This is a genomic window from Bacillus sp. YC2 (assembly GCF_019891195.1).
GTDB lineage: Bacteria > Bacillota > Bacilli > Bacillales > Bacillaceae > Bacillus.
Window position 1 is genome coordinate 153,312 of the sequence record NZ_JAHXDO010000007.1, and the last position, 20,817, is coordinate 174,128.

Sequence of the window (20,817 nt, forward strand, 5' to 3'; positions counted from 1 at the left end):
TACTGATCTGATAAAAAGGGAGGGGATGACATGCACCGGGGTAAAGGGATGAAGTTTGTGGGTGATTCAAGGATACCTGCTGAAAAGAAACCGAATATACCGAAGGACTATTCAGAGTATCCGGGAAAGACAGAGGCGTTCTGGCCGAATTTCCTGTTGAAGGAGTGGATGGTCGGCGCCGTTTTTCTCGTTGGATTTCTTGTCTTAACGATTGTGCACCAGCCGCCTTTGGAACGGATGGCGGACCCGACGGATACGGGATATATTCCGCTGCCTGATTGGTATTTTCTATTTTTATACCAGCTGCTGAAATATGAATATGCCGCAGGAGGCTATACGGTCATCGGCGCGATGATTATGCCGGGGCTTGCCTTCGGATCGCTGCTTTTGGCGCCGTTTCTTGACAGGGGAGCTGAAAGAAGGCCGTGGAAGCGGCCGGTTGCCGCCGGCATGATGCTTTTGGCGATTTGCGCGACTATATTTTTAACATGGCAGTCAGTCGCCACACATGACTGGGCAAAGGCGGAGGAGCAAGGAAAAATTAAAAAAGAAGCGGCCATTGATACAGAATCAGACGGCTATAAAGTGTTTAAAGAACAAGGCTGTATTTCCTGCCACGGGGATAATCTTCAAGGCGGGGGAGCGGGGCCTTCCTTGGTCGATAACGGCCTGAGCCCTGAAGAAATCAAAAAAATCGCCGTGAAAGGAAAAGGGCAGATGCCTGCCGGCGTTTTTAAAGGAAATGACAAACAGCTCGATCAGCTGGCTAAATTCATTTCTGAAACGACTTCGAAATAAACGTATTGTGAATTGAACAATAGCAGGATATACTTTTATGAAAAGAGCTGACCGGATGTCAGCTTTTTTTGCATACATATTTACAGACTGAGAGTTGATGGTATGAGGTGGATATCCTATATTTTAGGGCAGCGCGGCATGCTGCGGCTTGTTCTTGCCGTGAATTTTATCGGCACGGTATATGGTTATTATTGGTATGCTCCGCAGTTGATGGATACGCCGGCGCGATTTCTTATTTTTGTCCCTGACAGCCCGACGGCAACGTTTTTTTTCCTCTTTGTGCTGTTGGCATTTCTCATGAAAAGGAACGCTCCGCTGTTTGAAGCACTGGCGCTTGTGACACTTGTAAAGTACGGCCTGTGGGCGGTCGGCATGAATGTGCTTGTTTTAATTGAAATGGGACAAGTCCCTTGGGAGGGGTACATGCTGATTGCCTCGCATTTTGCAATGGCGGTTCAAGGCGTTTTATACAGCCCGTATTTCCGCTTTCGGTTATGGCATCTTGCCGCTGCCGCGGTTTGGACGCTTCATAATGATGCCATTGACTATCTTTTCGGTATGATGCCGCGCTATTCAATGCTGAGTGCCTATATGCATGAGATCGGGTATGCTACATTCTGGCTCAGCATATTTTCTCTCGGCCTCGCATATTATTTGGTGATTTTCAAAAAACGAATGAAGCTTGACTTACATTGAGATAATCTTGGTCTAACCTTGTCCCGCTCCTCATATTCTGTACAGAGAAGGAGTGGGAGGGACCTCTATGAAACGAAAGCTGACAATCTGTCTTTTGCTTGCTCTTATGTTCATGACAACTGCCAAAGCTGAAGGAGAGGGGGGCCTCAAGGAATTAAATGACCTCTCGGATACCGTTTTTCAAATGACGCGGCATTCGCAGTATGATGAGGCGCTGCAAGTGCTTGCTTACTTTAAGAAAAAAATGAAAAATGCTGATGCGCTGACAGGAGCCGAAGTAAGGCAGCTGACTTTAGGCTACAATGATTTGGTGCGTGCATTAAAACAGGCCGACGCTTCAGATACTGAAAAAATGCGGGCTGCAGCCCAATTCAGAATGGTAATGGATGCAATGGAGCACCACTCCGATCCGCTGTGGGGTTCGCTTGAAAAACCGATTATGGCTACATTCAGCGCCCTAAAGGAAGATATCAGCGGCAACGGAAGTGAAAATTTCAATGAAAAATGGAATGAATTTATATCATTATATGATTTAATCTATCCCAGCCTGACGATGGATATTTCGTCCGATCAGCTTGACACGGTCGCGAAACATATAGAGGTCATTGAGCAGGAAGGGTTTCAGAAGATGACAAAAGGGACAAAGCTCGAACGGCTGACGCTTTTGCAAAAGGATTTAAAGCGTGTATTTGACAAGGTGGAACGGGATGATGCCGACCCGTCGCTGCTCTGGGTCATCTTGACAACAGGCGGCATTATTATCACGGCGCTGACCTATGTCGGTTTCAGAAAATACAGAGCGGAAAAAAATAAAGTGAAAAAACGGGAATATCCTAAGTGAAAAACATTGCTGCAAAGGAGCTTAGCTCATGAAAAAACTCATTCAGCAATTAGCTTCAAAGCAAATCCCGCAGCCGATCAGGGGCAGAAAAGGGGCGACTGATGAAGGTCCGCGAAATATCGCGCGCGATTTTCAAAATCCTGATATGCTCGTACCGCCGTCAACGGACGCCGGAACGGTGGAGAACTTGAAATTCTCTTTTTCTGATACACATATGAGACTTGAAGAAGGCGGATGGTCAAGAGAGGTGACAGTAAGAGAACTGCCGGTTTCTAAAAATATTGCAGCGGTTAATATGAGGCTGAAGCCCGGAGCGGTGCGGGAGCTTCATTGGCATAAAGAAGCGGAATGGGGCTATGTGTTAAACGGAAAGGTGCGCTTAACCGCGGTTGACCAAAACGGGCGAAATTTTATAGATGATGTCGGTGAAGGCGATCTTTGGTATTTTCCGTCAGGCATTCCTCATTCGATTCAAGGGTTGGATCAAGGCAGTGAATTTCTGCTCGTATTTGATGACGGATCTTTTTCGGAAAACAGCACCTTCTCTGTAACGGACTGGTTTGCCCACACTCCGCGCAGTGTGCTTGCCGCAAATTTCGGCGTTTCTGGCTATGAGCTGGCCTACATCCCCGCAAAAGAACGCTATATGTTCCAGCTGGAACCGCCTCCTCCGATCAGCAATGTAGAAGTCATTTCCCCGCAAGGCACGGTATTAGAACCGTTCAGCTATAAACTTTCGCAGCAAAAACCTCTTGTTACAAACGGCGGTAAAGTAAAGATCGTTGATTCAAAGACGTTTAAGGTGTCAAAAACAATAGCCGCAGCCCTTGTGGAAGTCGAACCCGGGGGAATGAGGGAATTGCATTGGCATCCGAATACGGATGAATGGCAGTATTATCTTTCAGGAGAAGCAAAAATGACTGTTTTCGCGGCGGAAGGAAAAGCGCGGACGTTTAATTATCAAGCCGGTGACGTAGGGTATGTGCCCTTTGCGATGGGACATTATGTTCAAAATACCGGCGATACGGTTTTGCGCTTTTTAGAAATATTCAAAAGCGACCGGTTCGAAGATGTCTCTTTAAACCAGTGGCTGGCGCTGACACCGCAAAGGTTTGTGGAGCAGACGCTGAATATCAGCCCGGCGTTTGCCGCCCGTCTGCAAAAGAAAAAATCACCGGTTGTGAAATGGAGAAGAGAGTAAAGGCGGCATGGGCCGCCTTTTTATTATCGTCTGATCGGGTTCTTATTTTCATCAAGCGTAAACCCTTCGCCAAGCACGTCATGAACGTCGCTTACAGCAACAAATGCGTGCGGGTCGACAGAGGTAATGACGCTTTTCAGCATCACAATTTCGTTTTTCGGAACGACGCAGTAAAGAACGTCTCTGTCTTCTTTTGTATAAGAGCCTTGACCTTTTAATACAGTTACGCCTCTTTCCATTTCTTCAATGATTTTTTGCTGAATCAAATGGTTTTTCGAAGAAATAATCGTTGCCCCTTTTGCGGCATACCCGCCTTCCTGAATAAAATCAATTAATCTCGCCGCAACAAAAACGGCTACAAGCGTGTACATTGCTTCTTTGTAGGAAAGGTACGTAAACAGAGACAGAAGAATGACGCAGGCATCAAAAGCGAACATCGTGCGTCCCATCGGGATTCCGGAAAATTTATTGATTAAGCGGGCAATGATATCGACTCCGCCCGTCGTGCCTCCGAATTTGAAGATAATTCCCAGCCCGGCGCCGATAAACACACCAGCAAACAAAGCGGCCAGCGCCAAATCGTGTTGGAGCGGCATATGGATTTCGTAGCGCTGAAAGATACTGAGGAAAATGGAAAGAGACACAGTCCCGATAATGGTGTAGACAAACATCGTCCGGCCGAGCATGCGCCAGCCGATGAAAAAAATCGGAATGTTTAATACAAGGTTGGAAATGGACGGGCTGATGTGGAATAACGCATATAAAAGCAAAGTAATGCCGGTAAATCCGCCTTCCGCCAAATTGTTCTGCATATTAAAATGAACCAGTCCGAATGAAAAAATAGCGGCGCCGATTAAGATAAAGCAAATATTCTTTAATCTGATTTCTCCAAGCATTGTATCAAACCCCTTTTCCTTCCATAAGATTGCGTTAATATTATAGTGGATACAAAAGAAAACAGCAAACTCCCGTTTTAAACATTTGTCAAACGAACATGAATTAGCTAACATGGAAGAGATGACAGGAGGTATTCGCACAGTGAGTGACAAAACAATGAAAGACTTACAAGCTGAGGTAGATGACTATATCGGCCAATTTAAAGAAGGCTATTTCAGCCCGCTTGCCATGATGGCCCGTCTCACGGAAGAACTGGGCGAACTCGCAAGAGAAGTCAACCATTATTATGGTGAAAAGCCGAAAAAAACGACGGAAAATGATAAAAGCATGGAAGAGGAAATGGGCGATGTGCTGTTCGTCTTGATCTGTCTGGCCAATTCCCTTGATATTTCATTAGAGGAAGCCCATAACCGCGTCATGCATAAATTTAATACAAGAGATAAAGACCGCTGGACAAGAAAAGAAGAAGGAAAGTAGGAGAAATCATGTCAAATGAAACCATTAAAGTAGTAATCGCGGGGCCGCGGGGCAGAATGGGACAAGAGGCTGTAAAGCTTGCCGTCCGCACGCCTCATTTTGAACTGGTCGGCGCCATTGACCATACATACGATCAAAAAACATTGCGAGAGGTAATGTCTGCTGATTCAGACGCTCTCATTTATACGGATATCCGCGCATGTTTTCAAGAAACAAAGCCAGATGTGCTGATTGATTTAACAACGCCTGAAATCGGCAAAAAACATACAAAAGCGGCGCTTGAACACGGCGTTCGCCCGGTAGTGGGAACGACAGGATTTTCTGAAGCGGATTTACAGGAGCTTCACGCGTTGACAGAAGAAAAAGGAATCGGCGCGATTATTGCCCCGAACTTTGCGTTGGGAGCGGTCCTGATGATGAAATTTTCTCAAATGGCTGCCAATTATTTCGAAGATGTCGAAATCATTGAACTCCACCATGACCAAAAATTGGACGCCCCGAGCGGAACGGCGCTGAAAACGGCGGAGATGATCTCAAGCGTCCGTTCAGAAAAACAGCAGGGTCACCCTGATGAAAAAGAAATTCTTCCGGGCGCCCGCGGTGCAGAATTAAACGGCATCCGTCTGCACAGCGTCCGCCTGCCGGGTCTCATCGCCCACCAGGAAGTCATGTTCGGCATGGACGGCCAGACGCTTAAACTGCGTCATGATTCCTATAACCGCGCTTCCTTTATGTCAGGAGTGAAGCTGTCTGTAGAGCAAGTGATGAAAATAGACCAGCTTGTGTACGGGCTTGAAAATATTATCGATTGAATCGGCAAGGGGGAGAAAATCAAATGAAAATTGCTTTGATTGCTCACGATAAAAAAAAGCAGGATATGGTGCAGTTCGTGACCGCCTATAAAGACATATTAAGCCATCACGATTTATATGCAACCGGTACGACTGGCTTAAAAATTCAAGAAGCGACCGATTTGACCGTTGAACGCTTTCAATCCGGCCCGCTTGGGGGAGATCAGCAAATCGGCGCATTAATTGCGGCAAATGCACTTGATCTCGTCATCTTTTTGCGTGACCCGTTAACGGCGCAGCCTCACGAGCCGGATGTTTCGGCATTAATCCGCCTCTGTGATGTGTACGCGATCCCGCTTGCCACAAACATGGGGACGGCGGAAATCCTCGTCCGTACGCTTGACGGAGGGGCGTTTGATTTTCGCAATCTCGTCCGCGGGGGAGAGCCGAATGTCTGAACATCTTGATATTCTTGCGTTCGGCGCCCATAGCGATGATGTCGAGATCGGCATGGGCGGCACAATCGCAAAATTCACAGCCAAAGGCAAAACCGCGGTTATATGCGATTTGACTGAGGCGGAATTATCGTCTAACGGGACAGTAAGTTTAAGAAAAGAAGAAGCGTCGCGGGCGGCTCACATTCTCGGTGTAAAAGAGAGAATACAGCTTACGCTTCCGGACCGCGGGCTTTTAAAAAATGAAGACGCAATCCGACAGATCGTCAGTGTGATCAGAGCCTGCCGGCCGAAAGCCGTTTTCATGCCCTATCCGAAAGACCGCCACCCTGACCACGGAAATGCAGCCGCATTAGTTGAAGAAGCGGTATTTTCTGCGGGCATTCATAAGTATAAAGATCATCAGCAATTGCCGGCTCACAAGGCAGAAAAAGTATATTATTATATGATTAACGGTTTTCATCGGCCGGATTTTGTCATAGATATAACGGAAACCATCGATTTGAAGAAAAAGAGCTTAAATGCATATCAAAGCCAGTTTATCCCTTCAGAGCATTCAGTGAACACACCGCTGACAAACGGTTATATTGAGATGGTGGAAGCGCGGGAAAGGCTGTACGGCAAAGAAGCCGGCACGGGATATGCTGAAGGCTTCTTTACAAAACAGCTTCCCATATTGAATGATGACGTTTTTGGGGGCGGACAATGAAACCATTAAAAATAGGGATTACATGCTACCCGAGTGTCGGAGGCTCGGGTATTATTGCGACGGAACTTGGCAAACTTCTTGCGGAAAAGGGGCACCAAGTTCATTTCATTACATCAAGCATCCCGTTCAGATTAAATACATATCATCCGAATATTCATTTTCATGAGGTGGAAGTCAATCAGTACGCTGTATTCAAATATCCGCCCTATGATCTGACTTTAGCGAGCAAAATTGCAGAGGTCGCAGCAAGGGAAAACCTTGATATCATCCATGCCCATTACGCGCTGCCTCATGCGGTGTGCGCTTATCTTGCGAAACAGATGCTCAAGCGGGATATCGGTATCGTCACAACGCTTCACGGCACGGATATCACTGTATTAGGATATGATCCGTCATTGAAGGATTTAATCCGTTTTGCAATTGAGGCATCAGACAGAGTGACGGCCGTTTCAACCGCACTTGCCGGCGAAACATACGATTTAATCAAGCCGCAGAAAAAAATTGAGACAATCTATAACTTTATAGACGAACGTGTTTATCTTAAGAAAAATACAGAAAGTATAAAACAGAAGCACGGCATTTTACCGGATGAAAAAGTCGTCATCCACGTGTCTAACTTCAGAAAAGTAAAACGCGTCAAGGATGTTATCCGTGTTTTCCGTAATATCGCCGCCAAAACAAAGGCGAAGCTCCTGCTTGTCGGAGACGGGCCGGAAAAGTGCGTCGCTTGGCAGCTTGTCGAAAAATACGGCTTGCAGGATCAAGTGCTGCTGCTCGGAAATCAGGACAGGGTAGAAGAGCTGTATTCCATCAGCGATCTTAAGCTCCTTCTTTCTGAAAAGGAGAGCTTCGGACTCGTTCTCCTTGAAGCGATGGCCTGCGGAGTGCCGTGCATCGGAACGAATATAGGCGGAATTCCGGAAGTCATTAAAGATCAAGTGAGCGGTTTTTTAGTGAATGTCGGTGATATTCAAGCTGCATCTGAAAAAGCGCTCACCATTTTAGAAGACAAACAGCTCAGCAAACGTTTAACTGAACAGGCGCTGAAAATGGTGAAGACGGAGTTTTCTTCGCAAAAAATCGTCAGCGAATATGAACGGATTTATGCCGAACTGGCAGAACCGGAGTGATCAGATGGAACAGGAATTTGTCAAAGCCCTCCCCATCCTTCATCAACTCATGAAGGCGGGCCATCAGGCTTATTTTGTCGGGGGAGCCGTCAGAGACAGCTATATGAAACGAAAAATAGGCGATGTAGATATCGCAACGAGCGCTTCGCCGGATGAGGTGGAGCGCCTCTTTCAGCGCACCGTGGATGTAGGCAAGCAGCACGGTACGGTTATCGTCTTATGGGAAGATGAAACCTATGAAGTCACCACCTTCCGCGCGGAATCTGAATATAAAGATTACAGGCGGCCTGAAGCCGTGCAGTTTATCACATCTTTATCTGAGGACTTAAAGCGCAGAGACTTAACGATTAACGCGATGGCAATGTCCGCAGAGGGTGAGCTGCTTGATTATTTCGGCGGAATACAAGATATCGGACAAAAGCTAATTCGCACGGTGGGAAATCCGCAAGATCGCTTTCAAGAAGATGCCCTGCGGATGATGAGGGCTGTCCGCTTTATGAGCCAGCTCGGCTTCACGCTTGCAAAAGAGACCGAAGAGGCCGTTATAAAGGATAGAAATCTGCTGTCACATGTCTCTGTAGAACGGAAGACAGCAGAATTTGAGAAACTGTTACAGGGCATATCCTCACATCAAGCCATTCAAACGATGGTAAAGACAGGCCTGAGTGAAGAGCTGCCCGGCCTTTCAGGCAAAGAGGACAGGCTGCTTGAGGCGTGCGGGTTTCCGTTTCGTGCTTTAGACACACGTGAGGAACGCTGGGCAGCGCTGTTATTATATCTCCGTATACTTCCTAAAGACGGCGAGCCGTTTTTAAAACAGTGGAAGCTGCCGGGAAAGGTCATAAAAGAAGCGGTGCAAATCGTCAGCGCCTGCCCGGTGAAACTGGAAACGGAAGCCATGTATCGGACCGGAGAAAAAGCGCTGCTTTCTGCGGTCAAAATCAGCATGCTTGAGCAGACGAAGACAATCGATGCACAAAAGCTGAAAGAGGTTCAGCGCTTGTATCAACAGCTGCCGATCAAAAGCCTGCGCGACCTTGATATTTCAGGTGCCGATATCATGGCTCTCAGAAACCGTCCGGCGGGAAAATGGGTAGCAGAAGAACTTCGCCGGATTGAAGAAGCGGTGCTGGCAGGAAAGCTCTCCAACCGAAAAAACAACATAAAGGAGTGGCTTAGAGCGTGGGATCAACGTTAAGAACCCAATTAATAGATTTATTTTCTGAAGCGGGAGACGATTTTATCTCCGGACAAAAAATCAGTGATGCGCTCGGCTGTTCGAGAACCGCTGTTTGGAAGCATATTGAAGAACTCCGCAAAGAGGGCTATGAGGTTGAAGCTGTCAGAAGAAAAGGATACAGGCTTGTAAAGAAACCGGGAAAACTCAGTGAATCTGAAATCCGTTTCGGGCTGAAGACCGAATTCTTAGGCAAACAGCTTTATTACCGTGACGTTCTTCCGACCACCCAAAAAACTGCGCATGAACTGGCGAATGACGGAGCGCCGGAAGGAACACTCGTCGTCGCCGATAAACAAACGGCCGGCAGAGGAAGAATGTCCAGAGTGTGGCACTCGCAGGAAGGGAACGGGATATGGATGAGCCTCATCCTCAGACCCGACATTCCTCTGCAAAAAGCGCCGCAGCTAACCTTGTTATCCGCTGTAGCCGTCGTACAGGCCATTGAGGCGGCGGCCGGCATACAGCCTGACATTAAGTGGCCGAACGATTTATTAATTCACGGAAAAAAGGCCGTCGGTATTTTAACGGAGCTGCAGGCGGAGGAAGACCGTGTCCGCTCGGTTATTATCGGAATCGGAATTAATGTGAACCAGCAGACGGACGATTTTCCCGACGAGCTTCAAGACATCGCGACAAGCCTGAGCCTTGAAGCCGGCGAAAAAATTGACAGAGCCGGACTGATTCAAGAGATTTTACAGACATTTGAAAAACGTTATCAGGATTATTTGACGCACGGCTTTACACCGATCAAGTTATTATGGGAAAGCTATGCGCTCGGTTTGGGAAACGAGCTACAAGCGAGAACCCTCCAGGGAACGTTTTACGGTAAATCGCTCGGCATTGATGATGAGGGAGTACTTCTTTTAGAAACGAAAGACGGTATAAAAAAGATTTACTCCGCAGATATCGAACTCAATCATTCTTAGTTGGTACAAGTCTGCCGAATTTGGTATACTTCCTTTGGGCAGTATCATAATGAACTGCACCTGATCAGCAGAATAAAGTTTTTAAGAGTCTGCCTTGATCCAAAAAAGGACTGGGACAGAGGGATGACATTCGCCGAACTTTAAAATAAGTGGAGAATCCTTCTTACATACCGGAAGGTTTTTTTGCTTGTAAAGAACTGGCGGCTCATCTCCTCACCGTTTGAGGAGGAGAACAGGATGAAAACAAAGTTGGATTTTATGAAAATGAAGGAAAATGGAGAGCCGATCGTGATGCTGACCGCTTACGATTATCCGCAGGCAAAGCTTGCTGAAAAGGCGGGCGTTGACATGATCTTAGTCGGGGATTCACTCGGAATGGTCGTGCTTGGGCTCGATTCAACCGTCGGCGTAACGGTCAGAGACATGATTCACCATACAAAAGCGGTAAAACGCGGTGCGAAGAACACATTTATCGTCACTGACATGCCGTTTATGTCTTATCACCTTTCTAAAGAGGAGACGCTGAAAAACGCGGCTGCCATTATTCAGGAAAGCGGCGCGGACGCGTTAAAGCTTGAGGGCGGAGACGGCGTTTTCGAATCCATCCGCGCTTTGACACTGGGCGGAATTCCGGTCGTCAGCCATTTAGGGCTTACACCGCAATCTGTCGGTGTATTAGGCGGATATAAAGTACAGGGAAAAGACGAACAAAGCGCGAAAAAACTGCTGGAAGACAGCATCAAATGCGAACAGGCCGGAGCGATGATGCTCGTGCTTGAGTGTGTGCCGGCAGAACTGACCGCAAAAATAAAAGAAGAGGTAGCGATTCCTGTTATCGGAATCGGGGCCGGACCGGAAGCTGACGGACAGGTGCTTGTCTATCATGATATTGTCGGCCACGGCGTGGAAAGAACACCGAAGTTTGTGAAACAATACGCCCAGATCGATGGCACCATCGAAACGGCAATCAGCGGTTATGTACATGATGTAAAAGAGCGGGTTTTCCCGGAAGAAAAGCACTCCTTTCAGCTGAACCAAACAGTGCTGCAAGGCTTGTACGGAGGAAAATAAGCGATGAAACAAATAACAGAAATTTCACAGCTGAAAGAACTGACATCTCAATACCGGTCAGAGGGCCAAAGCATCGGGTTTGTGCCGACCATGGGTTTTCTGCATGAAGGACATTTGACGCTTGTTGAAAAAGCGAGGCGGGAAAACGATATCGTCGTGATGAGCATTTTTGTCAACCCGGCACAATTCGGTCCCGGCGAGGATTATGAAGCATATCCGCGCGATTTGAACCGCGATGCCAAGCTGGCAGAACAGGCGGGAGCTGACCTCCTTTTTACGCCGTCTGCACAAGACATGTATAAAGGCGAGCAAAATGTGGCCGTACACGTCAAAAGACGGACTGACGTATTATGCGGCCGGTCCCGCACAGGCCATTTTGACGGAGTCGCCACCGTTCTGACGAAGTTTTTCAATCTCGTGAAACCGAACCGCGCTTATTTCGGTTTGAAAGATGCGCAGCAGGCCGCAGTTGTGGACGGGTTGATTGAAGATTTCTTTATGGATATCGAATTGGTTGCTGTGGACACCGTCAGAGAAGAGGACGGGCTTGCCAAAAGTTCACGGAACGTAAACCTGTCAGCCGAAGAAAGAAAAGAAGCGCCGATCATCTACAAAGCGCTGCAAAAAGGAGCCGAGCTGATCAGAGACGGTGAAAGAAATCCCGAAGAAATCGTAAAAGCCGTAACCGGCATGATCGAAAATACAAGCGGCGTCATCGACTATGTTGAATTATACGCTTATCCAGAGCTTACACCGATTGATACGCTGGACGGCAAAATCATTCTCGCTTGCGCCGTTCAATTTTCTAAGGCGCGGCTGATTGATAATATCATTATTGATATTGACGAATGGGAGAGATCATAATATGTACCGCACTATGATGGCCGGTAAACTGCACCGCGCTACTGTCACGGAAGCAAACTTGAATTATGTAGGCAGCATCACAATTGATGAGGATCTTTTAGATGCTGTCGGAATGCTCGTTAATGAAAAAGTTCAAATTGTGAATAATAATAACGGAGCAAGACTTGAAACATACATTATTCCCGGAAAACGGGGAAGCGGCGTGATCTGTTTGAACGGCGCAGCCGCACGACTCGTCCAAGAGGGCGACAAAGTCATTATTATTTCTTATCAAACGATGTCTGATCAAGAAGCGAAAAGCCACCAGCCAAAGGTTGCTGTCCTGAACGATCAGAACAAAATTGAGCAGATGCTTGGCCAAGAGCCGGCGCACACGATTTTGTAAAAGAGCCCCCATCATGGGGGTTTTCTTTTAAGATTTGCGGGCAAAACCTGTTTTTTCGCTCCATTTCTGTACAAAACGTGTTACACTTTTGTCGTATGCAAGAATAGAGGTGTCCATTTTAATGAACAAGCAACGGTTCGTTGTCATAGATGTCGAAACAACAGGGAATTCGCCGAAAAAGGGCGATAAAATCATTCAAATCGCAGCGGTTGTCATTGAAAATGGACAAATTACTGAGCGGTTTTCAAAATATATCAATCCGAATCAGGCGATTCCGCCGTTTATTGAGCAGCTGACAGGGATCTCAACCGGAATGGTTGAAAACGAATTGCCGTTTGAAGCGGCAGCAGCGGACATTTTTCATCTGCTTGACGGTGCATACTTTGTGGCGCATAACATTCATTTCGATCTCGGCTTTGTCAGGCATGAGCTAAACGAGGCGGGCTATCAGCTGACCGATTGTGACGTGCTTGATACCGTGGAGCTCTCACGTGTTGTCTTTCCTGAGTTTGAAGGGTATAAGCTGAGTGAATTATGCGAGGAGCTGGATATCGTTCATGACCGGCCCCATCGTGCTGACAGTGACGCGGAAGTAACCGGGCTGATTTTTTTAGAAATCTTACATAAACTGAGACATCTTCCTTTGCCGACGTTAAAACAGCTTAGAAGGCTCTCACAGCATTTTATCAGTGATTTGACGCTGTTATTGGATTCATTTATTTACGAAAACAAGCCATCAGCCAATGAGGGATGCGTGCCGTACGCCTCATTTTCAATTAAACAGCCTGAACCCCCGCCGGAGCTGGCACAACTGGATTCTTCTGTCGATCTTGAGAGGTGGACTCAAAAAACGGAAGAGCTCTTATCTGAATTTGTGCCCCGTTATGAAAAGCGGAAGGGACAGCTAGCCATGATGAACGAAGTGCTCGATGCGTTCTCCAATCGTGAGCATGCGCTGATTGAGGCTGCACCGGGCATCGGAAAAACGATTGGTTATCTCGTTCCGGCAGTTTTGTTTGCAAAGTCAGAACAGACCCCTGTCATCATCAGCACGTATTCCACGCTTTTGCAGCAGCAGATCATGTCTAAAGACCTCCCGTTATTGGAGCGTATGTTTCCTTGGCCGGTCAAAGCGGCTATTTTAAAAGGGCAGTCTCATTATCTTTGCTTGCGCAAGTTTGAACATATACTGCATGAGGAAGATGATAATTACGATGCGGTTTTGACAAAAGCTCAGCTTCTTGTCTGGCTGACAGAGACAGAAACAGGTGATGCCGCTGAATTGAATTTGCCTTCAGGCGGCAGGTTGCTGTGGGAACGCATGGCCTATGACGAAGATTCTTTTTTGAAAAAAGGAGACAATTCAGTCACGGGGTTTTATGAGCGCGCTAAACAAAAAGCGCAAGTATCAGATCTCATCATTACAAACCATGCCCTGCTTTTAACCGATGAAGGCAGCAATTCAAAAAGGCTGCCTGACAGCGGGACGATGATTATTGATGAAGCGCACCATTTTGAGCGTGCCGCAAGCGAGCACTTAGGGCGAAGAGCTTCATACATAGGGCTGCATACAAAGCTCAGCAGAATCGGTACGTTAAAAGAACACGGGCTGTTAAAGCGGATGAGAAAGCTGTTTCATACGTATCAATTACCTTCTGAGAGTTTCTTTGACGCAGATGAGTGGATGAAGCATATTCAGTCAGAAAGCGATGCTTTTTTCAGTTCAGTGCATTCTTTTGTCAAACGAAGAAAACCTAAAGACGATCTGAACCGTCTCGTTTATAGCCTGAACCATAAAAGCCAGGATAGGGGCCTGTTAATGTTAACCGACGGAGCGGAGCGGCTTTGCGCTATGCTTGAGCATCTCCTGGCTGTTTTTTCAGTACATGAAAAACTGTTACATACAAAGCTGGACCAGATGAAAAGCGGAGCGGCTTTTTTAGCGGCTGAATATGTAAAATGCATGAAAGGCCTAAAAGAGTATCGCGATACGTTCAGCCGTCTCCTGTTTGAGCCTGATGAAAAAGAAGCCATATGGATTGAAATTGATGCAAAAGGCGCTAAAAACGCTGTCAGCATATATGCTCAGCCCCTGGAACCGGGAGAAATGCTCGCCGATCAATTTTTCGCCCGCAAAAAAAGCGTCGTGCTTACATCGGCGACCCTTATGGTGGAGCAGTCTTTTCAATTTATGATAGAGAGGCTCGGGCTTTCGGATTTTTATCCGCGCACCAAAAGCATTCCATCTCCTTTTTCGTATGACGATCAAATGAAGGTCATCATTCCAAAAGACATGAAGTCTGTAAAATATGACGGAGAGCAGGATGCCATTCATCATATTGCCCGGTATGTAGAGATCATGTCAAAGGAAAAACAGCCGAAAATCCTCGTCTTGTTTACGTCCCATGATATGCTGAAAAAAGTGTATCAGGAACTGAAGCTCAGCATGGATATTTCCGGCATCCAGCTGCTTGCCCAAGGCATCACGGGCGGCAGCCCGGGAAAACTAATGAAAACCTTTAAAGCAGGCAGCCGAGCGATTTTACTCGGCACAAATCATTTCTGGGAAGGCGTTGATTTTCCGGGGGATGAATTGTCAACCGTGATGATTGCAAGGCTTCCTTTCCGGCCGCCTGACAATCCGCTTCATGCAGCAAAATGTGAGTTTGCAAAGCGAAAGGGGAAAAATCCGTTTCAAACCGTTTCATTGCCTGAGGCCGTTTTAACGTTCAGACAGGGCATCGGGCGGCTTCTCCGCACAGCAGGAGACAAGGGAACGATCGTTCTTTTGGATAAACGGGTAAAGACGGCGGGATACGGGCGTTTATTTCTCGAAGCGCTGCCCACTGCATCCCTGCTGGAACTTACGGATGACGAGCTTGAAGCTTACGTCGGGCAAACGGAATAAAAAGCCGCAAAAAGCGGCTTTTCATGGTGTGGGATGAGGAATTGTTTTTATAGTAAAAGCGGGTTCGCGCCGCCTTGTGACTTTATTATGCCGCGTGTGCAGACCCGCTATGACTAACAAAATTTGTTCGACCGATGGAGGGTATAAAAATGGAAAGTAAAATTGAGATTCTTTCTACAATTAATGTAGAGCATTCAGATGATTTATATAAGATCGTCGATACACTGAACCGGACCTTGAAAAGAGATAACCTGATGTTCGGACTTGCATTGGATGAAGAAAACCAAAATGAAGCGGTCTTCACCATTTATCGCACGTAGGTGAAAAACATGAAAAAAAAAGCATTAATATTTACAGCTGTATTTGGTATTATTTTTTTAGCAGTTCTTTTATTTTCTGCCGGTATTTTTAAATCAGCAATGGCTCAAAAAGAAGAAGGCCACGAAACAGCTGCCGCAGCCGCCAAAGAAAAAACGGATTTGACAAACGCTGATAAAGTCGAAACCTTTGTCGGCAAACAAAAGTATTATATCGTTGCCGGAACAGACAAACATGATGCGAAAATGTATGTATGGGTTCCTGCCGACAAAAAAGCAAAGATTCTCTCGAAAAAAGCCAGTGACGGCATTTCCAGTGACAAAGCGGCAAAAATCGTTCAGGACGCCGGACTGGTTTCCAAACTGAAAGACGTTCACCCGGCGAGAGAAAATAACGTCCCGCTGTGGGAAGTGACCTACTTAAACAAAAACGGGCAGTATAGTTTTAGCTATGTGGACTTTACAAGCGGCAAGATTCTCAAAAATATCACACCGTGAGACGTATTAGGGGGAGTTCAAGTTGAAATTGGCAAAAAGAGTATCCGCATTAACACCGTCTGCAACATTGGCAATTACCGCTAAAGCGAAAGAACTGAAAGCAGAAGGCCATGATGTCATCGGTCTCGGGGCAGGAGAACCGGATTTTAACACGCCTCAGCATATTATAGATGCGGCAGTGCGTTCAATGAATGAAGGCCATACGAAGTATACGCCTTCCGGCGGTTTGGCGGCGCTGAAAGACAGCATCGCAGAAAAATTCAAAAAAGATCAGGGGATTGAATACAAACCGTCTGAGATCATCGTCTGCACAGGCGCAAAACATGCACTTTATACACTGTTTCAGGTGATTCTTGATGAGGGAGATGAAGTCATCATCCCGACGCCATACTGGGTCAGCTATCCTGAGCAAGTGAAACTGGCAGGCGGCCGTCCGGTGTATGTTGAAGGTTTGGAATCCAACCAGTTCAAAATTTCACCGGAGCAGCTGAAGCAGGCCATCACGGATAAAACGAAAGCAATAATTATCAACTCGCCGAGCAACCCGACCGGTGTCATGTACACAAAAGAGGAGCTCGCGGAGCTTGGCAACGTTTGCTTGGAGCATGACATTCTGATCGTTTCTGACGAGATTTATGAAAAGCTTACATACGGAGGAAAGAAACACGTTTCAATCGCGCAGCTTTCAAATGAGCTGAAAGAACAAACGATTGTCATTAACGGCGTGTCTAAATCCCACAGCATGACAGGCTGGAGAATCGGATATGCTGCCGGAGCGGAAACGGTTATTAAAGCCATGACCAGCCTTGCGAGCCACAGCACGTCTAATCCGACTTCCATCGCCCAATACGGCGCTATTGCGGCATATAACGGTCCGGCTGAGCCGCTGGAAGAAATGAGGCAGGCATTTGAGCACAGATTAAATACGATTTACGCAAAGCTTAGCGAAATTCCCGGATTTACCTGTGTCAAGCCGGAAGGTGCATTTTATTTGTTCCCTAACGCCAAAGAGGCAGCTCAAAACTGCGGCTTCAAGGATGTTGACGAATACGTGAAGGCGCTTCTGGAAGAAGAAAAAGTCGCCATCGTTCCGGGTTCCGGCTTCGGCTCACCGGATAACGTCCGCTTATCTTACGCAACGTCACTGGATCTTTTAGAAAAAGCGGTCGAAAGAATCCGCCGCTTTACAGAAAAACATAGCTGATTAAAAAAGCGGCTTCTTTAAGCCGCTTTTCATCTGCATTGACCCCGTTAGAGAAGAACGGGTATAATAAGGTGATGAAAAAAGAGATTCAGGATGTCTGAATGTCTTTCTTGTTCTGGAGGGAAAGAGTTTGAAAACAACGATAAACCAAGTGTATAAACACGTAGGCCAGGAAGTAACGATTGGAGCTTGGGTCGCAAATAAACGCTCAAGCGGTAAGATCGCTTTTTTACAGCTGAGAGACGGTACAGGCTTCATTCAGGGAGTCGTCGTCAAAGCTGAAGTTGAAGAAAACATCTTCCAAACGGCAAAATCAGTGACGCAGGAAACGTCACTCTACGTAAAAGGAATTGTAAAAGAGGACGAGCGTTCACCGCTGGGCTATGAACTTGCGGTGACTTCAATTGAAGTGATTCATGAAGCGACTGATTATCCGATTACGCCGAAAGAGCACGGCACGGAGTTTTTAATGGATCACAGACATTTATGGCTTCGTTCTAAACGCCAGCATGCGATTATGAAAATCCGTAACGAAATCATTCGCGCGACTTATGAATTTTTCAATAAAGAAGGCTTTGTTAAAGTCGACCCGCCTATTTTAACGGGAAGCGCCCCTGAAGGAACGACAGAGCTGTTCGCAACGAAATATTTTGACGAGGACGCATTTTTGTCTCAAAGCGGTCAGCTGTATATGGAAGCTGCTGCTATGGCGCTTGGAAAAGTGTTCTCATTCGGTCCGACGTTCAGAGCGGAAAAATCAAAAACGAAGCGCCATCTGATTGAATTCTGGATGATCGAGCCGGAAATGGCGTTTGTTGAATTTAAAGAAAACCTTGAGGTTCAGGAAAATTATGTGTCTTATATCGTACAAAGCGTATTAAAAAATTGCGCAATCGAGCTGAACACATTAGGAAGAGACACTTCCAAGCTTGAACAAATCAAAGCGCCTTTTCCTCGTATTACGTATGATGAGGCGATTGAATTTCTGAAAGAAAAAGGGTTTAACGATATTGAATGGGGAGATGACTTCGGCGCGCCGCATGAAACTGCGATCGCAGAAAGCTATGACAAGCCGGTGTTTATCACTCATTACCCAACATCATTAAAACCGTTTTATATGCAGCCGGCAGAAGACCGTGACGATGTCGTATTATGCGCGGACTTAATCGCTCCGGAAGGTTACGGAGAAATCATCGGCGGCTCTGAACGTGTTCATGATATGGAACTTTTGGAAGCAAGATTAAAAGAGCATGGTCTGGATTCAGACGCTTACAAATGGTATGCTGAACTCAGACAATACGGTTCTGTGCCGCATTCCGGCTTCGGTCTCGGACTCGAGCGCACAGTTGCGTGGATCAGCGGAGCGCCTCACGTGCGTGAAACGATTCCGTTCCCAAGACTTTTGAACCGTCTGTATCCGTAATAGATAGAAAAAAAAGAGTCTCCTGTAAAGGGAGACTTTTTCATAGTAAAGGGAAAAGCCCGCGCGATAACCTTTACAGGTAAGAGGTGTAATGATGAAAAAACAGCAATTTATAGACATGCAAGAGCTCGGTGCCTCAAGCATCCCCAATCTGCTTCTGACAAATTACCGGGAGCTCGGTTTAAATGAAACCGAATTGATTCTGCTTCTGAAGATTAAAATGCATTTGGAAAAAGGCTCTTATTTTCCGACGCCGTTTGAACTTCAGTCCGGCATGTCAATTTCTGTTGAGGAATGCACAAGCAGATTGAGAATGTTTATCCAAAAAGGCTTTCTATTCTTAGAAGAATGTGAAGACCATAATGGAATAAAATTTGAAAAATACTCTTTGCAGCCGTTATGGGCAAAGCTGTATGATCATATTCAGCATTCACAAAACCAAACGCAGGAAAGGCAATCAGAAGGGGAACAAAAGAGCCTGTATACCATTTTTGAGGAAGAATTCGGAAGGCCGCTGTCTCCGCTTGAATGCGAGACATTGGCCATATGGCAGGATCAAGATCAGCACGAAGCACCGTTGATTAAGCACGCGTTAAAAGAAGCTGTCTTATCAGGAAAACTCAGTTTCCGGTATATCGACCGAATTTTGTTTGAATGGAAAAAGAACGGCTTAAAAACGGTAGAGCAGGCGAAGGTGCACAGCCAGAAATTCAGACGTGTCCAAACAAAACAAAACGAACCGCAAAAAGAGTACACGAGGCAGGTTCCTTTTTACAATTGGCTGGAACAGTAAAGTGAGAAGGGGAGAAACGTGTTAAATTTAAAGCAGATCGAATATTGTCTTGAAAAAATCGGCGACATGTTTCCGCACGCAGAATGTGAACTTGTCCATTCAAATCCTTTCGAATTGGTCGTGGCAGTTGCTTTATCTGCACAATGTACGGACGCCCTCGTCAACAGAGTGACAAAAACGTTATTTGAAAAATATAAACGGCCTGAAGACTATCTTGCCGTACCGCTGGAAGAACTCCAGCAGGATATCCGATCCATCGGTTTGTACCGCAATAAAGCCAAAAATATTCAAAAGCTCAGCAAGATGATCATTGAAGATTACGGCGGAGAAGTGCCGAAAGACAGAGATGAGCTTGTGAAGCTGCCTGGGGTAGGCCGAAAAACAGCAAATGTGGTCGTATCGGTTGCGTTCGGCGTTCCCGCGATCGCAGTAGATACTCATGTTGAGCGAGTCAGCAAACGGCTCGGCATCTGCCGCTGGAAGGACTCGGTTTTGGAAGTTGAGAAAACATTAATGAAAAAAGTGCCGAAAGAGGATTGGTCCGTTACACACCACAGATTGATATTTTTCGGGCGCTATCACTGTAAAGCTCAATCGCCCCGCTGTGCGGAATGTCCTTTGCTTTCGTTATGCAGAGAAGGCCAGAAAAGAGATAAAAAAGGGCTGGTGAAACGGTGACGGAAAATGAAACATTGGCAAGCTATGAAACGTATTTGCGCGGTCTTACCGATATAGAAAGCAGCAGCTTAAAATCCGCGCTGCGCCGTAATCCCTTGTATGTGGATTTTAGTGAGCAGCCGCATGAGATAGAGCCATGGAAAGAAAAAAGTGAATATGTTCCTTTTCTTTTTCAGATATGGGATGAAACGAAAGAAACGCTGCTGCCCGTATTTCAAACACGCAAATCGAGATGCGATCAAAATGACATCCTGAAAGGGATTGTCTGCCTGATTGCTGCTTTTCATTGGACGGCAGGGGAGCGGGTGCCGTCACTTGATTGGTCTGTTCTTAAAACAAGACATTTTCCGGCGGAGCCGATCAATTGGGCGGAGCGAATAGCGTTTATTTTAACGAAACCGACGCAATTCCACTCGTTTATACAGCTGGATGAGCTGATGACGGAAATGAAAAAACAATTTCATAAATATGAAGCCATGAATAAAAAATAGAAACCTCCTTATTTTTACGTAAGG

Annotated in this window: 23 protein-coding genes; 22 read left to right on the forward strand and 1 reads right to left on the reverse strand. The window is 46.4% G+C overall.

Features of this window, described 5'->3' with window-relative positions; all coding sequences use genetic code 11:
- Positions 1-30: 30 nt before the first annotated feature.
- The 4 genes from KY305_RS13210 (at position 31) to KY305_RS13225 (ending at position 3,536) form a co-directional block, all read left to right on the forward strand.
- On the forward strand, positions 31-798 hold the full coding sequence (locus KY305_RS13210; RefSeq protein WP_223062919.1) for a menaquinol-cytochrome c reductase cytochrome b/c subunit: 768 nt from the start codon (positions 31-33) through the stop codon (positions 796-798).
- Between the two features lie 102 nt (positions 799-900).
- Positions 901-1,494, forward strand: a complete 594-nt coding sequence (gene lhaT, locus KY305_RS13215; RefSeq protein WP_223062920.1) for a lipoprotein heptaprenylglyceryl N-acetyltransferase LhaT — start codon at positions 901-903, stop codon at positions 1,492-1,494.
- Positions 1,495-1,561: 67 nt separating this feature from the next.
- Positions 1,562-2,335 carry a sporulation protein YpjB gene (ypjB, locus tag KY305_RS13220; RefSeq protein ID WP_223062921.1) on the forward strand — a complete coding sequence of 258 codons (774 nt, stop codon included), beginning with the start codon at positions 1,562-1,564 and terminating at the stop codon, positions 2,333-2,335.
- A gap of 28 nt (positions 2,336-2,363) precedes the next feature.
- Positions 2,364-3,536 carry an oxalate decarboxylase family bicupin gene (locus tag KY305_RS13225; protein ID WP_223062922.1) on the forward strand — a complete coding sequence of 391 codons (1,173 nt, stop codon included), beginning with the start codon at positions 2,364-2,366 and terminating at the stop codon, positions 3,534-3,536.
- 23 nt (positions 3,537-3,559) lie between these two features.
- Here KY305_RS13225 and KY305_RS13230 read toward each other — a convergent pair whose 3' ends face one another.
- On the reverse strand, positions 3,560-4,432 hold the full coding sequence (locus KY305_RS13230) for a YitT family protein (protein WP_214814246.1): 873 nt from the start codon (positions 4,430-4,432) through the stop codon (positions 3,560-3,562).
- A gap of 142 nt (positions 4,433-4,574) precedes the next feature.
- Here KY305_RS13230 and KY305_RS13235 point away from each other — a divergent pair, with 142 nt between their 5' ends.
- From KY305_RS13235 to KY305_RS13320, 18 genes are all read left to right on the forward strand, one after another.
- Positions 4,575-4,910, forward strand: a complete 336-nt coding sequence (locus tag KY305_RS13235) for a nucleotide pyrophosphohydrolase (protein ID WP_214814243.1) — start codon at positions 4,575-4,577, stop codon at positions 4,908-4,910.
- An 8-nt stretch (positions 4,911-4,918) separates the two neighbouring features.
- Positions 4,919-5,722: a 4-hydroxy-tetrahydrodipicolinate reductase gene (gene dapB / locus KY305_RS13240; RefSeq protein ID WP_223062923.1), complete on the forward strand. Its 804-nt coding sequence runs from the start codon at positions 4,919-4,921 to the stop codon at positions 5,720-5,722.
- Between the two features lie 23 nt (positions 5,723-5,745).
- The gene (mgsA, locus tag KY305_RS13245; protein WP_223062924.1) at positions 5,746-6,159 is read left to right on the forward strand and encodes a methylglyoxal synthase; all 414 of its coding nucleotides are present in this window, start codon (positions 5,746-5,748) and stop codon (positions 6,157-6,159) included.
- Positions 6,152-6,865, forward strand: coding sequence for a bacillithiol biosynthesis deacetylase BshB1 (gene bshB1, locus KY305_RS13250; RefSeq protein WP_223062925.1), 714 nt, complete (start codon positions 6,152-6,154; stop codon positions 6,863-6,865). The genes mgsA and bshB1 overlap by 8 nt, the downstream gene beginning before the upstream one ends.
- Complete coding sequence (gene bshA, locus KY305_RS13255) at positions 6,862-7,995, forward strand: N-acetyl-alpha-D-glucosaminyl L-malate synthase BshA (protein WP_223062926.1); 1,134 nt, start codon at positions 6,862-6,864, stop codon at positions 7,993-7,995. Before bshB1 ends, bshA begins: the two co-directional genes overlap by 4 nt.
- A gap of 4 nt (positions 7,996-7,999) precedes the next feature.
- Positions 8,000-9,193: a CCA tRNA nucleotidyltransferase gene (locus KY305_RS13260; protein ID WP_223062927.1), complete on the forward strand. Its 1,194-nt coding sequence runs from the start codon at positions 8,000-8,002 to the stop codon at positions 9,191-9,193.
- The gene (locus KY305_RS13265) at positions 9,178-10,161 is read left to right on the forward strand and encodes a biotin--[acetyl-CoA-carboxylase] ligase (RefSeq protein WP_223062928.1); all 984 of its coding nucleotides are present in this window, start codon (positions 9,178-9,180) and stop codon (positions 10,159-10,161) included. Before KY305_RS13260 ends, KY305_RS13265 begins: the two co-directional genes overlap by 16 nt.
- Before the next feature lie 237 nt (positions 10,162-10,398).
- The gene (gene panB, locus KY305_RS13270) at positions 10,399-11,232 is read left to right on the forward strand and encodes a 3-methyl-2-oxobutanoate hydroxymethyltransferase (protein WP_223062929.1); all 834 of its coding nucleotides are present in this window, start codon (positions 10,399-10,401) and stop codon (positions 11,230-11,232) included.
- Between the two features lie 3 nt (positions 11,233-11,235).
- Positions 11,236-12,096: a pantoate--beta-alanine ligase gene (panC, locus tag KY305_RS13275; RefSeq protein WP_223062930.1), complete on the forward strand. Its 861-nt coding sequence runs from the start codon at positions 11,236-11,238 to the stop codon at positions 12,094-12,096.
- A gap of 1 nt (position 12,097) precedes the next feature.
- A complete protein-coding gene (gene panD / locus KY305_RS13280; RefSeq protein ID WP_223062931.1) occupies positions 12,098-12,481 on the forward strand; it encodes an aspartate 1-decarboxylase in 384 nt (127 codons plus the stop codon).
- A 121-nt stretch (positions 12,482-12,602) separates the two neighbouring features.
- Positions 12,603-15,389: an ATP-dependent DNA helicase DinG gene (gene dinG, locus KY305_RS13285; RefSeq protein ID WP_223062932.1), complete on the forward strand. Its 2,787-nt coding sequence runs from the start codon at positions 12,603-12,605 to the stop codon at positions 15,387-15,389.
- Between the two features lie 149 nt (positions 15,390-15,538).
- Positions 15,539-15,709 carry a YpmA family protein gene (locus tag KY305_RS13290; RefSeq protein WP_003153512.1) on the forward strand — a complete coding sequence of 57 codons (171 nt, stop codon included), beginning with the start codon at positions 15,539-15,541 and terminating at the stop codon, positions 15,707-15,709.
- Between the two features lie 9 nt (positions 15,710-15,718).
- Positions 15,719-16,204, forward strand: a complete 486-nt coding sequence (gene tseB, locus KY305_RS13295; protein WP_223062933.1) for a cell wall elongation/penicillin-binding protein regulator TseB — start codon at positions 15,719-15,721, stop codon at positions 16,202-16,204.
- 22 nt (positions 16,205-16,226) lie between these two features.
- Positions 16,227-17,408, forward strand: a complete 1,182-nt coding sequence (locus tag KY305_RS13300) for a pyridoxal phosphate-dependent aminotransferase (RefSeq protein WP_223062934.1) — start codon at positions 16,227-16,229, stop codon at positions 17,406-17,408.
- Between the two features lie 130 nt (positions 17,409-17,538).
- Positions 17,539-18,831, forward strand: coding sequence for an asparagine--tRNA ligase (gene asnS, locus KY305_RS13305; protein ID WP_223062935.1), 1,293 nt, complete (start codon positions 17,539-17,541; stop codon positions 18,829-18,831).
- Between the two features lie 94 nt (positions 18,832-18,925).
- Positions 18,926-19,624, forward strand: a complete 699-nt coding sequence (dnaD, locus tag KY305_RS13310) for a DNA replication protein DnaD (RefSeq protein ID WP_223062966.1) — start codon at positions 18,926-18,928, stop codon at positions 19,622-19,624.
- Between the two features lie 18 nt (positions 19,625-19,642).
- Positions 19,643-20,302: an endonuclease III gene (gene nth / locus KY305_RS13315; RefSeq protein WP_061520987.1), complete on the forward strand. Its 660-nt coding sequence runs from the start codon at positions 19,643-19,645 to the stop codon at positions 20,300-20,302.
- The gene (locus tag KY305_RS13320; RefSeq protein WP_223062936.1) at positions 20,299-20,793 is read left to right on the forward strand and encodes a YpoC family protein; all 495 of its coding nucleotides are present in this window, start codon (positions 20,299-20,301) and stop codon (positions 20,791-20,793) included. The genes nth and KY305_RS13320 overlap by 4 nt, the downstream gene beginning before the upstream one ends.
- Positions 20,794-20,817 lie beyond the last annotated feature (24 nt).

Excerpts from the sequence above, each read along its gene's own strand:
- mgsA (WP_223062924.1), top strand. The coding sequence starts at position 5,746 with ATGAAAATTGCTTTGATTGCTCACGATAAAAAAAAGCAGGATATGGTG.
- ypjB (WP_223062921.1), top strand. The coding sequence starts at position 1,562 with ATGAAACGAAAGCTGACAATCTGTCTTTTGCTTGCTCTTATGTTCATG.
- tseB (WP_223062933.1), top strand. The coding sequence starts at position 15,719 with ATGAAAAAAAAAGCATTAATATTTACAGCTGTATTTGGTATTATTTTT.
- dnaD (WP_223062966.1), top strand. The coding sequence starts at position 18,926 with ATGAAAAAACAGCAATTTATAGACATGCAAGAGCTCGGTGCCTCAAGC.
- KY305_RS13260 (WP_223062927.1), top strand. The coding sequence starts at position 8,000 with ATGGAACAGGAATTTGTCAAAGCCCTCCCCATCCTTCATCAACTCATG.
- panC (WP_223062930.1), top strand. The coding sequence starts at position 11,236 with ATGAAACAAATAACAGAAATTTCACAGCTGAAAGAACTGACATCTCAA.
- dinG (WP_223062932.1), top strand. The coding sequence starts at position 12,603 with ATGAACAAGCAACGGTTCGTTGTCATAGATGTCGAAACAACAGGGAAT.
- bshB1 (WP_223062925.1), top strand. The coding sequence starts at position 6,152 with ATGTCTGAACATCTTGATATTCTTGCGTTCGGCGCCCATAGCGATGAT.
- panD (WP_223062931.1), top strand. The coding sequence starts at position 12,098 with ATGTACCGCACTATGATGGCCGGTAAACTGCACCGCGCTACTGTCACG.
- panB (WP_223062929.1), top strand. The coding sequence starts at position 10,399 with ATGAAAACAAAGTTGGATTTTATGAAAATGAAGGAAAATGGAGAGCCG.
- dapB (WP_223062923.1), top strand. The coding sequence starts at position 4,919 with ATGTCAAATGAAACCATTAAAGTAGTAATCGCGGGGCCGCGGGGCAGA.
- KY305_RS13290 (WP_003153512.1), top strand. The coding sequence starts at position 15,539 with ATGGAAAGTAAAATTGAGATTCTTTCTACAATTAATGTAGAGCATTCA.
- KY305_RS13225 (WP_223062922.1), top strand. The coding sequence starts at position 2,364 with ATGAAAAAACTCATTCAGCAATTAGCTTCAAAGCAAATCCCGCAGCCG.
- lhaT (WP_223062920.1), top strand. The coding sequence starts at position 901 with ATGAGGTGGATATCCTATATTTTAGGGCAGCGCGGCATGCTGCGGCTT.
- bshA (WP_223062926.1), top strand. The coding sequence starts at position 6,862 with ATGAAACCATTAAAAATAGGGATTACATGCTACCCGAGTGTCGGAGGC.
- KY305_RS13230 (WP_214814246.1), bottom strand. The coding sequence starts at position 4,432 with ATGCTTGGAGAAATCAGATTAAAGAATATTTGCTTTATCTTAATCGGC.
- KY305_RS13210 (WP_223062919.1), top strand. The coding sequence starts at position 31 with ATGCACCGGGGTAAAGGGATGAAGTTTGTGGGTGATTCAAGGATACCT.